General features: G+C 67.3%; 16 protein-coding genes. 4 read left to right on the forward strand and 12 right to left on the reverse strand.

What is annotated here, in order from left to right; translation table 11 throughout:
* Window positions 1-22: 22 nt before the first annotated feature.
* The 5 genes from GGR46_RS01420 to purL form a co-directional block, all read right to left on the reverse strand.
* Window positions 23-1,270 carry a DUF418 domain-containing protein gene (locus GGR46_RS01420; RefSeq protein ID WP_183993868.1) on the reverse strand — a complete coding sequence of 416 codons (1,248 nt, stop codon included), beginning with the start codon at window positions 1,268-1,270 and terminating at the stop codon, window positions 23-25.
* Window positions 1,271-1,714: a hypothetical protein gene (locus GGR46_RS01425; protein ID WP_183993870.1), complete on the reverse strand. Its 444-nt coding sequence runs from the start codon at window positions 1,712-1,714 to the stop codon at window positions 1,271-1,273. It lies immediately after the preceding gene.
* Between the two features lie 31 nt (window positions 1,715-1,745).
* On the reverse strand, window positions 1,746-2,414 hold the full coding sequence (locus GGR46_RS01430) for a nitroreductase family protein (RefSeq protein WP_183993872.1): 669 nt from the start codon (window positions 2,412-2,414) through the stop codon (window positions 1,746-1,748).
* 64 nt (window positions 2,415-2,478) lie between these two features.
* Window positions 2,479-2,889: a DUF3052 family protein gene (locus GGR46_RS01435; protein WP_183993874.1), complete on the reverse strand. Its 411-nt coding sequence runs from the start codon at window positions 2,887-2,889 to the stop codon at window positions 2,479-2,481.
* 36 nt (window positions 2,890-2,925) lie between these two features.
* Window positions 2,926-5,145: a phosphoribosylformylglycinamidine synthase subunit PurL gene (gene purL / locus GGR46_RS01440; protein ID WP_183993876.1), complete on the reverse strand. Its 2,220-nt coding sequence runs from the start codon at window positions 5,143-5,145 to the stop codon at window positions 2,926-2,928.
* Between the two features lie 321 nt (window positions 5,146-5,466).
* Here purL and GGR46_RS01445 point away from each other — a divergent pair, with 321 nt between their 5' ends.
* Window positions 5,467-5,907, forward strand: a complete 441-nt coding sequence (locus GGR46_RS01445) for a PAS domain-containing protein (protein WP_343057931.1) — start codon at window positions 5,467-5,469, stop codon at window positions 5,905-5,907.
* Window positions 5,908-6,050: 143 nt separating this feature from the next.
* On the opposite strand, the gene GGR46_RS01450 is transcribed toward GGR46_RS01445, so the two are convergent.
* From GGR46_RS01450 to aroQ, 6 genes are all read right to left on the reverse strand, one after another.
* On the reverse strand, window positions 6,051-6,929 hold the full coding sequence (locus GGR46_RS01450; RefSeq protein ID WP_343057932.1) for an AraC family transcriptional regulator: 879 nt from the start codon (window positions 6,927-6,929) through the stop codon (window positions 6,051-6,053).
* A 218-nt stretch (window positions 6,930-7,147) separates the two neighbouring features.
* Window positions 7,148-8,215, reverse strand: coding sequence for a GGDEF domain-containing protein (locus GGR46_RS01455; protein WP_183993878.1), 1,068 nt, complete (start codon window positions 8,213-8,215; stop codon window positions 7,148-7,150).
* Window positions 8,216-8,536: 321 nt separating this feature from the next.
* Window positions 8,537-8,875: an arsenate reductase (glutaredoxin) gene (gene arsC / locus GGR46_RS01460; protein WP_183993880.1), complete on the reverse strand. Its 339-nt coding sequence runs from the start codon at window positions 8,873-8,875 to the stop codon at window positions 8,537-8,539.
* Between the two features lie 2 nt (window positions 8,876-8,877).
* On the reverse strand, window positions 8,878-10,233 hold the full coding sequence (gene accC / locus GGR46_RS01465; protein WP_183993882.1) for an acetyl-CoA carboxylase biotin carboxylase subunit: 1,356 nt from the start codon (window positions 10,231-10,233) through the stop codon (window positions 8,878-8,880).
* A 6-nt stretch (window positions 10,234-10,239) separates the two neighbouring features.
* On the reverse strand, window positions 10,240-10,725 hold the full coding sequence (accB, locus tag GGR46_RS01470) for an acetyl-CoA carboxylase biotin carboxyl carrier protein (protein WP_183993884.1): 486 nt from the start codon (window positions 10,723-10,725) through the stop codon (window positions 10,240-10,242).
* A 35-nt stretch (window positions 10,726-10,760) separates the two neighbouring features.
* Entirely contained in the window at window positions 10,761-11,195 is a 435-nt protein-coding gene (gene aroQ, locus GGR46_RS01475) for a type II 3-dehydroquinate dehydratase (protein ID WP_183993886.1), read from the reverse strand.
* Between the two features lie 81 nt (window positions 11,196-11,276).
* On the opposite strand from aroQ, the gene thiS reads away from it, so the two are divergent.
* Both thiS and GGR46_RS01485 read left to right on the forward strand, forming a co-directional pair.
* Window positions 11,277-12,281: a sulfur carrier protein ThiS gene (gene thiS / locus GGR46_RS01480; RefSeq protein WP_183993888.1), complete on the forward strand. Its 1,005-nt coding sequence runs from the start codon at window positions 11,277-11,279 to the stop codon at window positions 12,279-12,281.
* Window positions 12,281-13,042, forward strand: coding sequence for an alpha/beta hydrolase (locus tag GGR46_RS01485; RefSeq protein WP_183993890.1), 762 nt, complete (start codon window positions 12,281-12,283; stop codon window positions 13,040-13,042). The genes thiS and GGR46_RS01485 overlap by 1 nt, the downstream gene beginning before the upstream one ends.
* A gap of 34 nt (window positions 13,043-13,076) precedes the next feature.
* Here the strand turns inward: GGR46_RS01485 and GGR46_RS01490 are convergent, their stop codons facing one another.
* Window positions 13,077-13,673, reverse strand: coding sequence for a class I SAM-dependent methyltransferase (locus tag GGR46_RS01490; RefSeq protein ID WP_183993892.1), 597 nt, complete (start codon window positions 13,671-13,673; stop codon window positions 13,077-13,079).
* A 90-nt stretch (window positions 13,674-13,763) separates the two neighbouring features.
* On the opposite strand from GGR46_RS01490, the gene GGR46_RS01495 reads away from it, so the two are divergent.
* On the forward strand, window positions 13,764-13,967 hold the full coding sequence (locus tag GGR46_RS01495) for a CsbD family protein (RefSeq protein ID WP_183993894.1): 204 nt from the start codon (window positions 13,764-13,766) through the stop codon (window positions 13,965-13,967).
* The last annotated feature ends 112 nt before the right edge of the window (window positions 13,968-14,079 follow it).

Here is a 14,079-nt window from a genome sequence, read left to right on the forward strand (position 1 = left end):
CTATTGACACTGATTCGCAAGGCTATTGCGAGGTACTCGCATTATTACCTAGGGTGCTTCCCCTGATCGGCTGGAAGCTGCCGCGGGCCAGGCTGCGCCACAGCCACTCGAACGGGCCGAATCGGAAATGGGCGAGCCAGAGCCTGGACCAGATCAGGATCGCCGCCCAGATCCCGAAAACTACGGGGTAGAGCTGCCAGCGGCTGAGATGCCCGTACAAGCCCAGGCCATAGCCGTAGAAGAGCGTGGTGCAGATCAGGCTGGTGGCAAGGTAGTTGGTGAAGGCCATGCGCCCTGCGGCGGCCAGAAGGGTGGTCAGCACGCCGCCGGAACGGGCGAGGAGCAGGATCAGGCAGATCCAGCCTGCGATCATCGGCGGGCGGACGAGCGCGGTCAGCGGCAGCATCGCGGCGACCACACGCATGTCGAAGCCGGAGGACCATTGCCACCAGGCGAGCACGGCATAGGCCGGCAGGGCGATCGCCCAGCAGACCAGCAGCCAGCGAAGGTAGCGCGCAGGCGCCCAATCGCCCCGCAGCATGCCGCTGCGCAGCGCCGCCATGCCGAACAGCATGTAGCCAAGCGTCTCGGGGCCGAAGAAGACCACCAGGCCGAACAGTGTGCCACCATCTTCGCGCAGTCGATCGGCGAGGAGCCCGGAATAGCTGCCCCGGTGCAGGGTGAGGTCCCTGGCGATGTCGGAGGGGGAGGGGACGCCGAACGACTGGGCAAAGCCGTGCAGCGTGTCGGAATTCGGGAACTGGGCCTGGAGCTGGATGATGTTCAGCGGGATGGTCGCGAACAGGATCGCGCTGGCCAGGGCAAGCATCGTGCCGAGCACCAATAGACGGGAAACCGGCAGCTCGCGCATCGCATAGGCGATCATGCCGATCAGCGCATAATGGGCGAGGATGTCGCCGTGCCAGACCAGGAAGAGATGGGCGAGGCCGAAGACGAGCAGCCAGGCCATGCGCCGGTAATGGACGTCGGCCGGGCTGCGCCCGCTCGCTTCGGCGCGCTCGATCACCAGCAGGGTCGAGGCACCGAACAGGAAGGAGAAGAGCCCGCGCATCCGCCCGTCGAACAGGACGAAGTTCACCGCCCAGGTGGCGAGGTCGGCGCCGTGCCAGCCGCCATAGGCGCGCGGGTTCACATAGGCGGCCTCGGGCAGGGCGAAGGACAGGATGTTGAGCAGCAATATGCCCAGCACCGCCACGCCGCGGACCACATCGAGGGAAGCGAGCCGCGAGGCGGCGGCGGGAGCCTCCATTCAGCGCCGCGCGGCGATCAGCGCGATCGGGATGCCGACCAGCACGATATGGCAGAAGAGCTGGCTGGCGATGCTGAACAGGTCGGTGTGCGGGAAAACGGTGGGCCAGCGTAGCGGCAGGACGATTAGGTTCATCACTGCCCAGGTAGCGATGCCATAGCCGATGCCGGCCAGGATCCGCTGCGCCTTGAGCAGCGGCAGCCGGTCGGCAGCGAGGACGTAGACCGCGGCCATCGTCGCCATGATCGCGAAATGCACCGCCAGGCCCAGCGCCGCGCCGCCCAGGCCCCAGCTCGTGGCATCGGGGAAGGGGCCGCTGGCGACGCCGCGCAGCATCTTGTCGGGGGTGCGGCCGGCCGAGATGGCGAGCAGCGATGCGGCGATGATGTCGAGCGTGCCGGCGACCAGCGTCGCGGTCAGGATCCTGCGTCCGGGCTGTGCCATGTCATGTCCCCTCCATGCCTGTGGCGGGACGCTACAGCCAGGAGCTGATCTCCTCCAGCGCCTTCTTCCGGGCCGTGGATGCCGGGATCAGCGCATCCTCGGCGGCGTGGCCGGCGACGATCAGCATCAGCGGCTTCTCATTGTCGGGGCGGCGGCAGACCAGATTGAGGAAGCGCATCGGGTGCGGGGTGTGGACCAGGGTGGCGATGCCCGCGGCGTGGAGCGTGGCTAGCATCAGGCCGGTGGCGATCGAGACGCTTTCGGTGACGTAGTAGTTGCGCGGCTGGGCCTCGTCCTCGGCATAGCGCTGGGCGAACACCGCGATCAGCCAGGGCGCGATCTCGAGATAGGGCTTCTCGGAACCGGTGCCGAGCGGACGCAGCGCGCTGAGCCAGGCCTCGGGGGCGCGGTTCGTGTAGAATTGGCGCTCCTCTTCCTCGACCGCGACGCGGATCGCGGTCTTGGCCTCGGCCGTCTCGATCGCGCAGAAATGCCAGGGCTGGCGGTTGGCGCCGCTGGGGGCGGAGCCGGCGGCCAGGAGCGCGGCCTCGATCACTTCGCGGGGCACCGGCCGCTCGCTGAACGCCCGGCAGCTGTGGCGGCTGGCCATTTCCGCAAGGAAGGCTCGGGCGCGTTCGATCCGCGCCGTGTCGGTCAGTTCGGGATAGGGCTGCCAGGGCAGCGTTTCATGCTCGGCCATATGGTTTCCGGGGGAGCATGCCATCCGCGCCCCCACGCGGGCACTCAGGGCTTTTCCTGAGATTTCAACGATTTTCCTTGCGAATCACCAACTTGAGCCCGGACCATACATCGTCCACCGCGCAGACCTTTATGTCCACCAATCCCTTGGGAAGCGCAACCTCGCGGATCACGTCCTCGGTCACGTCGGTCGGCACCCCGGCCGCCTTCTTGGGCCAGGAGACCCAGATGAAGCCGCCCCGGTCGATCAGGGCGAGCAGCGCGTCCAGCTCGCGGTCGAGCTTGGCGCGCTCGGTGACGAAGATGTGCGCCGCCTGGAGGCCGGCGGCAGCGGCTTCATATTCCTCGACGCCCAGCGCCACGGGGTCGATCTCGGCGCGGACGCTTGCCGGCATGCCGCAGAACCAGCTGCGCATGCCGGGCTTGAGCCCCAGTTTCCGGGCGAGCGGCGTGCCGGAATAGCCAGCGGACGGCATAACACCTCCATCATTGCCGGCCCGGCACGCGCAACCTCATGCCAGGGCGGCGTCTTCTCCCATCAGCTCTGGGAAGAAACCTTCGTGCGCCGCCTTGAGATCGGTCAAGCTCACGCAGAAATCGCCCTCTTCCAGCTCGAAGATGATGCGGTCCTTGATCGTGCGGCCGATCGGATCGGCGACCAGGCCGGCCTTGTCGGCGGCGACCAGGAAGTCGGCCAGGCAGGTGTCGCAGATCGTGACGACATAGAGGCCCTGGTCCTCGCCGAAGAACGAGCCGGCGATGCCGAAGGGCTGGGGCTGGTCGATGATCGCGCCGATGCCCGAGGCCAGCGCCATCTCGGCGATCGCCACGGCCAGGCCGCCGTCCGACACGTCATGGCAGGCGGTGATCGCGCCGGTGCAGATGCCCGAGCGGATGAAGGCGCCGGTGCGGCGCTCCATCATCAGGTCGACCTCGGGCGGCGGGCCCTCTTCGCGGCCGTGCAGCTCTCGCAGCCACAGCGACTGGCCGAGATGGCCCGAACGCTCGCCGACCGCGAGGATGATGTCGCCGGTGCCCTTGAACGCGATGGTCGCGCTCTTCGACCAGTCCTTGAGCAGGCCGATCGCGCCGATCGCCGGGGTCGGCAGGATCGCCGAGCCGCCGCCGGTGGCCTTGGACTCGTTGTAGAGCGAGACGTTACCCGAGACGATCGGGAAGTCGAGCGCGCGGCAGGCCTCCGACATGCCCTCGAGGCAGCCGACGATCTGGCCCATGATCTCGGGGCGCTGCGGATTGGCGAAGTTGAGGCAGTTGGTCACCGCCAGCGGAGTCGCGCCGACTGCCGAGAGGTTGCGCCATGCCTCCGCGATCGCCTGCTTGCCGCCTTCGACCGGGTCCGCGAAGCAATAGCGGGGAGTGCAATCGGTGGTGATCGCGATGCCCTTGTCGGTGCCATGGACGCGGACCACCGCGGCGTCGCCGCCCGGGCGCTGCGCAGTGTCGCCGCCGACCATGTGGTCATACTGCTCCCAGATCCAGCGACGCGAGGCGAGATCGGGGGTGCCGACCAGCTTGAGCAGGTCCGCTGCGGGATCGACGCTCTCCGGCACGTTCGCCAGCTCTGCCGGCTTCGGCGTCGGCACGTGCGGGCGGTCGTAGAGCGGGGCTTCGTCGGCGAGCGGGGCGAGCGGGATGTCGGCGACGGTGTCGCCCTTCCACTTGAGCACCATGCGGCCGGTATCGGTGACGTGACCGATGACGGCGAAATCGAGCTCCCACTTCTCGAAGATCGCCTTGGCGAAATCCTCGCGGCCGGGCTTGAGGACCATGAGCATGCGCTCCTGGCTCTCCGACAGCATCATCTCGTACGGCGTCATGCCGGTTTCGCGCTGCGGGACATCGTCCATCACCAGCTCGATGCCGACGCCGCCCTTCGACGCCATCTCGACCGACGACGAGGTGAGGCCCGCGGCGCCCATGTCCTGGATCGCGACGATGGCGTCCGAGGCCATCAGCTCGAGGCATGCCTCGATCAGCAGCTTTTCGGTGAAGGGATCGCCGACCTGGACGGTGGGGCGCTTCTCCTCGCTGTCCTCGCCGAAATCCGCGCTCGCCATCGTCGCGCCGTGGATGCCGTCGCGGCCGGTCTTCGAGCCGACATAGACGATCGGATTGCCGACGCCCGATGCGGCCGAATAGAAGATCTTGTCGGTATCGGCGATGCCGACGGTCATCGCGTTGACGAGGATGTTGCCGTCATACGCCTTGTGGAAATTGACTTCGCCGCCAACGGTGGGGACGCCCACGCAATTGCCATAGCCGCCAATGCCATGGACCACGCCGGCGATGAGGTGCTTCATCTTGGGGTGGTCGGGCCGGCCGAAGCGCAGCGCGTTCATGTTGGCGATCGGGCGCGCACCCATGGTGAACACGTCGCGCAGGATGCCGCCCACGCCGGTCGCCGCGCCCTGATAGGGCTCGATGTACGACGGGTGGTTGTGGCTCTCCATCTTGAAGATCGCCGCCTGGCCATCGCCGATATCGACCACGCCGGCATTCTCGCCCGGGCCGCAGATGACCTGGGGGCCGGTGGTCGGCAGCTTCTTCAGGTGGATGCGGCTCGACTTGTACGAGCAGTGCTCCGACCACATCACCGAGAAGATACCGAGCTCGGTCAGGTTGGGCACACGGCCCATCGCCTTCAGGACGCGCTCATATTCCTCGGGGGTGAAGCCGTGTTCGGCAACGATCTCAGGCGTGATCTCAGTCATGCGACGAGCCCATAGCGAGGGCGTTCGGCCACGTCACCCCCGAGCGATGCGCCGGCGGAAATGTTGAATCCCTTGAATCGCCTTCGCGTGCGCGGCGGGCGCGGAAGTTCACAAAGTTCACGACATGCACGCGCGGGGGACTCCAGCCCTTTCGGTCGAGGCCTGGGAGGGAGAGGGAAGGGGTGCGTGCCTGCATGGTCGGCAGTCAAGCAGATGGAATCCTACATTAAAAGACCGGATCGTCGCGGATGCGCGAGGGCTGGACTTTAACCATTTGAGGCGTAGCAAGGGTCATGGGAGTTGGGCCTGGGTGATCGCTGCGTGCCAAGCCACTGGATAGACCGAGTCGCAGAGCCGCTGGTCGGGCGCGTGCCGATGGGCTGGGCGCGCGAGCTGCACGTCGTCCCCTTCGATGTTCCCGTGGTGCTGGCGCCGATGCCCGCCGCCTGGGAGTGCGACCTTTCCGACGATTCGCTGCGCTGGACGCCGGGGGTGTTCGAGATATTCGGCCTGCCCGCCGACCAGCCGGTGCGGCGCGACGACGTGGTCGCGATGTACAGCGAGGAATCGCGGGCCGAGCTCAAGCGTCTGCGCGACGCGGCGATCGCGACCTGCGGCAGCTTCACCTTCGACGCGGAGATCCGCCGGCCGGATGGAGAACTTCGCTGGATGCGGGTGACCGCCGATGTCGAGGTGCGCGAGGGCAAGGCGGTGTATCTCTACGGGCTGAAGCAGGACATCACGCATCTGCGGCGGGATTAATTCCTCCCCCAGCTTGCTGGGGGAGGGGGACCGCTCGCGCAGCGAGTGGTGGAGGGGCCGGCGCAACGCGCCGGTGCCCGGCGCGCGCCTCCACCACCGCCTTCGGCGGCGGTCCCCCTCCCCGAGACAAGCTCGGGGAGGAATTATTGGATCGGCAGATACACCTCCGTCACCGCCTCGTTCGCCGGCACGTCCGGGAAGAACTTCACCCGCTGGACGAACATCGGGAAGTCGCGCGGTTCCTCGCCGCTGCGGGGGAGCCAGTCGGCATAGAGGAAATGCGCCGGCGCGCGCAGGTCGTCGCCCGGGCCGGTCATCCGCACCACCGCGCAGCGGCCGGCGGGGATCAGCCCTTCGGTGACGCCATGGGGATTCGTCGCGACCCGGTCCGCGGCGCAGGCGATGTCGATACGGTGCGCTTCGGGCGGCACGGTATCCGGATCATTGTGGAGGATGTTGAAGGTGGCGCTCTTCGCCGGCGGCAGGCCGTTGGCGCGGCGCCAGTCGATGAAGCGGCGGATCGTGTCGCCTATCGCCATGGGATCGCCGCGATGCTCGATCAGCGCGACCGGGGTGGCGGGGAAATCGACGATGCGGATATCGGCGTCGGTGAAGGTCGGTGTCATGCTCTGGCTCCTTGCCTGTTCGAGCGGCGCGAGGGCCGCGTTCCAGGGAGCCCATTCCGGCCGATCGCGGAATCGGCTCGGGCTCTGTCCGATCCGCTGCCGGAACGCGCGCGCAAAGGCCTCCGGCCCGCCAAAGCCGGAATCGAGCGCGACGTCGAACACGCTGGTCTTCCGATAGGCGAGGGCGAGCGAAGCCCGTTTGATGCGCGCGAGCTGGACATAGCGGTGGACGCTGATCCCGAAGAGCTCGGCGAACTGGCGGTGGAAATGGAAGGGCGAGAAGGCCGCGACGGCTGCCAGGGCTTCGGTACTCAGGTCCGCATCCAGATGCGCATCGACATGGTCGAGCACGCGCTGCATGCGGGCGAGATAAAGCTGGCGGGCGTCTGGCTTCACGGTTCCTGGTCTCCCTGGGGGGAGCGAATGCCGCAAGGGGGAGATGCGCGCCTGACGGATATTGCGGAGTTGGGGCTTACCGTCATCCCGACGAAAGTCGGGATCTCGTGCGGCTCTTTTCCCGCCATCGCCTGTTTCCCTCCATCGCCTGAGATCCCGGCTTTCGCCGGGATGACGATTTGGGGTCGGATGGACGATTTGCCGGATGACGGCTTGGCTTAAGCCGCCGACGCCACCTGGCTCGCGACGGTCGCCACCTGGTCCTTGCCGGCGCGCTTGGCGGCGTAGAGCAGCTCGTCGGCGATGCGCAGTGCGTCGGCGGAGTCGTCCTCGATCGTGACGACGCCGGCGGAAAAGCTGATCCGGCCGATCGGCAGGTTGGTGGTCTGGTCGCGCAGCAACCGGTCGCGCAGCGACTTGCGGCAGGCGTCGAGCGTATCCGCGGCATCCTCGGCATCGGCGCCCTCGAACAGGCAGACGAACTCCTCGCCGCCATAGCGGGCGACGGTCACCTTCCGGCCGAGATAATCGCGCAGCGTGCGGGCGACGAAGCGCAGCACCCGGTCACCGGTATGGTGGCCGTGGCGATCGTTGATCGCCTTGAAATTGTCGATGTCGCACAGCGCCAGCGCGAAGGGCGCGGCATTGGTCCGGGCGAGCGTCTCTTCCATCCGGGCGAAGAAGCCGCGGCGATTGGGCAGGCCGGTGAGGTGATCCTCCTCGGCCTCGCGCACCGCGCGCTCGAGATCGCTGCGCAGGCGCTTGGTGTCTTCGCGCGTGCTCTCCAGCCGGCCGCCGATCTTGCGAGTCGTCTCGGCGACCTCGAGCGTGACTTCGAGCAGGCGGCGATAGGTTTCGCCCGGCGCATGTTCCATCTCGCCGGCGGCCTGGCCGAGCGCGGTGGAATAGGCGCTGGTCGAGGCAGTGGCGTCCCCCACCGCGGCGAGGCAGTCGACCACCTTGCTCTCCAGCTCGCGGGTGAGCTTCTCGAGCTTGTCCGAGGTGTCGCCGGTGGCGCAGCGCTCCATGATCTTCTCGACGTCGCGGTCGGTCAGGGTGCGCTTGACGGCGATCAGGTCCTCGGCCGCCTGGATCAGCTGCAGCTCGCGCCCGTCGAGGAAGCGGCCGGCGAAGTCGAAATTGGTCGTGCTGGGTTCGAGGCCATGCTCGAACAGCAAGGCGCCGATCTGCTCGTAGCGCAGCCGGTGCAGCGCGGCGCGATCGGGCGCGTCGTCACCGCGCCGGAACCACGAGGTGAGCGAGTGGAGCGAGATGGGCGCGTTCATGCCTGCGCTCCGCCGCGCGATGCGCCGCCGATTCGCATGGGGCTCTCGCCCGTGCACCGCTGCCCGATCTCAACCGTGGTCCGCATCACCCATCCTATATTCCGGGATGGATGATTACGCAGGTGACCGTTAATTTTCGGGTTACCGCGTCGGCGGATTCGTCAAATTGGGTAACGGGGCGGGGCCGGGATCACATCCATTTCGGTGGCGACACGACCAGTGGTTTCCCGGGCTCCCGCTTGAGCAGGCGCTCGGTATGGCGAAGTAGCTGATTAGCTTGGGTTCCTGCTTTCGCGGGAGCCGGTGGCGAGTCGCAGGTGCCTATAGGATTTCACGGATCTTCTCGGGCGGGCGGCCGAGGCGAACGCCCTTTTCGGTGACGACGAGCGGCCGTTCGATCAGAATCGGATTCGTCGCCATCGCGTCGAGGATCGAGTCGTCATCGGCGCCCTTGAGCGGCTTGGCGGCGTCCTCGGCGATGCGCAGGCCTTCGCGGGCGGTCATGCCGGCGCGGGCGTAGAGGTCCTTCAGCGTCTCGCGGCTCGGCGGGGTCTTGAGATACTCGACCACCTCGACCTCGAGCCCCGGCGTCCCGTTGAGAATCGCCAGGGCCTCGCGCGACTTGGAGCAGCGGGGATTGTGGTAGATCGTGGCCTTCACGATCAGGCCTCGTCCTGCCGCGCCAGCCATTCCTCAAGCCACTTGATCGTATAGTCGCCCTTCTGGAACTCCGGGTCGTCGAGCAGCGCCTGGTGGAGCGGGATGGTGGTCTTCATCCCGTCGATCACGAACTCCTCGAGCGCACGGCGCAGGCGGCGGAGCGCGCCTTCGCGGGTGTGGCCCCAGACGATCAGCTTGGCGATCATCGAGTCGTAATAGGGCGGCACCTTGTAGCCGGCGTACAGGCCCGAATCGACGCGGACGTTCATGCCGCCCGGTGCGTGATAGCCCTTCACCAGGCCCGGCGAGGGGGCGAAGGTGCGGGGATCCTCGGCGTTGATGCGGCATTCGATCGCATGGCCGCGGAACTCGACATCCTCCTGGCGGAGGGTGAGGCCGTGGCCTTCGGCGACGCGGATCTGCTCGCGGACGAGGTCGAGGCCGGTGATCGCCTCGGTCACCGGATGCTCCACCTGCAGGCGGGTGTTCATCTCGATGAAGTAGAACTCGCCATTTTCCCAGAGGAACTCGATGGTGCCGGCGCCGCGATAGCCCATGTCGGCCATCGCCTTGGCGCAGATCCCGCCGATGCGGTTGCGCTCCTCGGTGGAGAGGACGGGCGAGGGGGCTTCCTCGAGCACCTTCTGGTGGCGGCGCTGGAGCGAGCAGTCGCGCTCGCCCAGGTGGATGGCGTTGCCGTTGCCGTCGCCGAACACCTGCACCTCGATGTGGCGCGGGTTGCCGAGATACTTTTCGAGATAGACCGTGGCGTCGCCAAAGGCGGCCTTCGCCTCGCTGCCGGCCTGGAGCATCTGCGCTTCGAGGTCGGCGGGGTTGGTGACGACCTTCATGCCGCGGCCGCCGCCGCCCGATGCCGCCTTGATGATCACGGGGTAGCCGGCGGCTTCCGCGATCAGCTTGGCTTCCTCGACGTCGCTGATCGCGCCGTCCGAACCGGGGACGAGCGGGAGGCCGAGCGCGCCGGCGGTGCGCTTCGCCTCGATCTTGTCGCCCATCGTGCGGATGTGCTCGGGCTTGGGGCCGACGAAGATGATACCGTGGGCCTCGACGATCTCGGCGAACTTGGCGTTCTCCGAGAGGAAGCCGTATCCCGGATGGATCGCATCCGCGCCCGAGATCTCCGCCGCGGCGATGATCCGGTCGATCTTCAGATAGCTCTCGCCCGCCGCCGGCGGCCCGATGCAGATCGCCTCGTCGGCGAGGCGCACGTGCATCGCGTCGCTATCGGCGGTGGAGTGCACCGCCACCGTCTTGATGCCCATCTCGTGGCAGGCACGGTGGATGCGCAGGGCGATCTCGCCGCGATTGGCGATCAGGAGCTTCTTGATCTCGGGCACTTGGGCTTACTCGACGACCACGAGGGGCTGGTCGAACTCGACCGGCTGGCCATTGTCGACCAGGATCGCCTTGACCGTGCCGGGCGCGGTGGCGGTGATCGGGTTCATCACCTTCATCGCCTCGATGATCAGCAGCGTGTCGCCGGGCTTCACGGCCTGGCCGACCGCGATGAAGTTCGGCGCTTCCGGGTTCGGCGCCAGATAGACCGTGCCGACCATCGGCGACTTGACGGCGTTCAGCGCGGCGGCGGGCGCGGCTTCGGCGGCCGGCGCGGCGGCGGCTGCGACCGGAGCGGCTGCCGCGACCGGGGCGGCCATCGGCGCCTGCAGGAGTGCCGGTGCGGCCTGCACGGTGCGTGCGACGCGGACCTTGCGATCACCGTCCTCGACTTCGATTTCGGTGAGATTGGTGTCGTCCAGCACGGCGGCAAGCTGCCGCACCAGGTCGATGTCGACCTGCATCGCGCCCGTCTTGTCGTTCTTATCTGCCATTTGATCTCGTTCTTCCGATGAAACCGCGCCCTTTGTCAGAGGAGCGCGGCGGCTTCAAGCGCAAGCATGTAGGACAGCGCCCCGAAACCGGCGATGGTTCCTTTGGCGGCCATGCCCACATAGCTGTGGTGGCGAAACTCCTCCCGCGTGTGCGGGTTGGAGAGATGGACTTCGAGTACCGGTGTCTTGATCGCGCGGATCGCGTCGTAGAGCGCGATGCTGGTATGGGTGAAGGCGCCGGCGTTGAGCAGCACCGCCTTCGCACCGCGCGCCTGCGCCTCGTGCAGCCAGTCGACCAGATGGCCTTCGTGATTCGACTGGCGCAGGTCGATCTCGAGATCGAGCTCCTTCGCGCGGTCCTCCAGGCGGCCCGCAATATCGTCGAGCGTGTCCGATCCGTAGATCTCCGGCTCGCGCAGCCCCAGCAGATTCAGGTTGGGACCGTTGAGTACGTAGATCGTATTGGCCAAGGCCAAGCCTTTCGGTTGCGGGCGCGGGAGCGGCTTCCCTATATGAGCCCGCGCTTCCGATCAAATTTCCAAGGACAGTTCATGCACAGCGACGGCACCGTCTCCATCACCGTAAATGGCGAACACAAGCGGGTGACGGCCGGCCTGACCATCGCCCAGCTCGCCGAGGAACTGGGGCTGATCCCCGCCAAGCTGGCGGTGGAGCGGAACCTGGAAGTCGTGCCGCGTTCGACGCTGAACGAAGTGATCGTCGAGGATGGCGACGAGCTGGAGATCGTCCACTTCGTCGGCGGTGGCGACCACGGCAGGCCGGTGGACGAAGATACCTGGACCGTGGCCGGCAAGACCTTCGGCTCGCGGCTGATCGTCGGCACCGGCAAGTACAAGGATTTCGAGCAGAACGCTGCGGCCGTCGCCGCCTCGGGCGCCGAGATCGTCACGGTTGCCGTCCGGCGGGTGAACGTAAGCGATCCGAACGCGCCGATGCTCACCGACTATATCGATCCCAGGAAGATCACCTACCTGCCCAACACCGCCGGCTGCTTCGATGCCGAGTCGGCGATCCGCACGCTGCGCCTGGCGCGCGAGGCGGGCGGCTGGGAGCTGGTGAAGCTCGAAGTGCTGGGCGAGGCGCGAACGCTCTATCCCGACATGGTCGAGACGCTGCGCGCCACCGAGATCCTGGCCAAGGAAGGCTTCAAGCCGATGGTCTATTGCGTCGACGATCCCATCGCCGCCAAGCGGCTGGAGGATGCCGGCGCGGTGGCGATCATGCCGCTCGGCGCGCCGATCGGATCGGGGCTGGGCATCCAGAACCAGGTGACGATCCGCCTGATCGTCGAGGGCGCCAAGGTGCCGGTGCTGGTCGATGCCGGTGTCGGCTCGGCGAGCGACGCGGCGGTGGGCATGGAGCTCGGCTGCGACGGCATCCTGATGAACACCGCGATCGCCGAGGCCAAGGACCCGATCCTGATGGCCGCGGCGATGAAGGCGGCGGTGGAGGCCGGGCGCCTCTCCTATCGCGCAGGTCGCATGGCCAAGCGCCGCTATGCCGATCCGTCGAGCCCGCTGGCGGGGCTGATCTGATGCGCGGTGCTGCCGTCGCGTTGGCCCTGCTCGCGCTCTCCGCCTGCCATCCCAAGCCGGCGAACGCGCCCAAGGAATCGCGCGCCATGTCGGCCGAGCCGGTCACGCTCACCGCGGCGGACGGCGTGAAGGTTGCCGGCGTCTATACCGCCACCGACAGGCCCAAGGCGCTGATCCTGCTGTTCCACCAGGCCGAATCGGGCAAGGACGAATACGCCACGATCGCGCCGCGGCTGGCGACCTGGGGCTATGCCTCGCTGCGCATCGACCAGCGTGCCGGCGGCGACCTGTTCGGCGTCAACCAGACGGTGAAGGATCTGGGCCGGTCGACGAGCTTCTACCAGGCCAAGCCGGACCTGGTCGCCGCGCTGGCCTGGGCGAAGGACAAGAAGCTGCCGGTGATCCTGTTGGGCAGCAGCTATTCGGCGTCGCTCGCCTTCCTGCTCGCCGCCGATTATCCCGAGCAGGTGCGAGCCGTGATGGCCTTCTCGCCGGGCGAGTATTTCACCGACAAGACGCTGGTCCAGACGGCCGCGGCCAAGGTGAAGGCGCCGGTGTTCGTTACTTCGGCGCAGGACGGGCACGAGATCGACGAGGCCCGCGCCATCCTCGCCGCCGTGCCGGGCAAGGACAAGGAGCAGTTCGTGCCCAAGCAGGGCGGGGTGCACGGCGCCTCGACGCTACTCCGCACCAAGAACAAGGACGGCGCCGAGCCGGCCTGGGCGGCTGTGATCGCGTTCCTGCAGAAGGTCGCGCCGTAACGCCGATCCCCTCCCTTTCCGGGGAGGGGAGTTTTCAATGCGGCTTGCGCACCAGCCAGACCGAGCGTCCACCGGTCGCAGCATCCTCGGGCTTGTACGCCAGTTCGAACAGCCCGGTCCTGGCGAACACCGCCCGATATTCCGCCGGATCGGCGCTGGCGTGGTGGATTTCCTCCCCGAACTGGCAGCCCATGGCGATGCCGCGCGCCGGCCCCGTGTTGAACAGCAGCGCGCCGCCCGGCGAGAGCCACGGCACCAGGCGCTCGATCAGCGCCAATTGGTCGTCGGCGGGCAAGTGGAACAGGCTGTCCCAGGCGACGATCCCGCCGAACATCATGTCCAGCGCGACGCCGCGCATGTCGGCGGCGATCCAGCGCTCGCGCGGGAAGCGGGTGCGGCACAGTGTGATCATCGCTTCCGACCCATCGACTCCGGTGATCGGATGGCCATGGTCGTGGAGATAGCGCGCGATCGGCTCGCCGGCGCCGCAGCCGAGATCGAGGACCGGCGCTCCCTTGGGCACGCCCAGCAGGAAGCGATCGAGCCAGGCGCGCTCCGCGAAGCGCTTGCGGCGTTCATTGTCGAACGCATGCGCATGCCGTTCATAATGCTCGGTAATCCGTTCTGGCATGACGGAACCCAATTCCTTCGCGGACCGTTGTTTCAGTCGAACGGATCACAGGCGCGGCCAAGCGCCGATCCGCGGTAGGAGATTGAAATCATGGGTGAACTTACCGACAAGATCAAGGGCAACGTCAACGAGTTGGTCGGCAAGGCCAAGCAGGCGATCGCCGGCGACCCGGCCGATCCGCAGCGCACGCATGCCGATGACAAGCTCGATGCCGAGGGCAAGCTCCAGGAAGCCAAGGGCAAGGGCCAGCAGTTCATCGGCAAGGTGAAGGGCGCGCTCGGCGACGATATCTGATCCGCCAGCGGATACTCAGGCGAGGCCGCTCCGGCAAACCGGGGCGGCCTCTTCGTTTGCGAGGCTTCCGAGCGTAGGATGCGCCATGGTTTCGAAGACGCCCCCACCGCCT

It is taken from the genome of Sphingomonas kyeonggiensis, from assembly GCF_014196745.1.
Classification (GTDB): Bacteria; Pseudomonadota; Alphaproteobacteria; order Sphingomonadales; family Sphingomonadaceae; genus Sphingomonas; species Sphingomonas kyeonggiensis.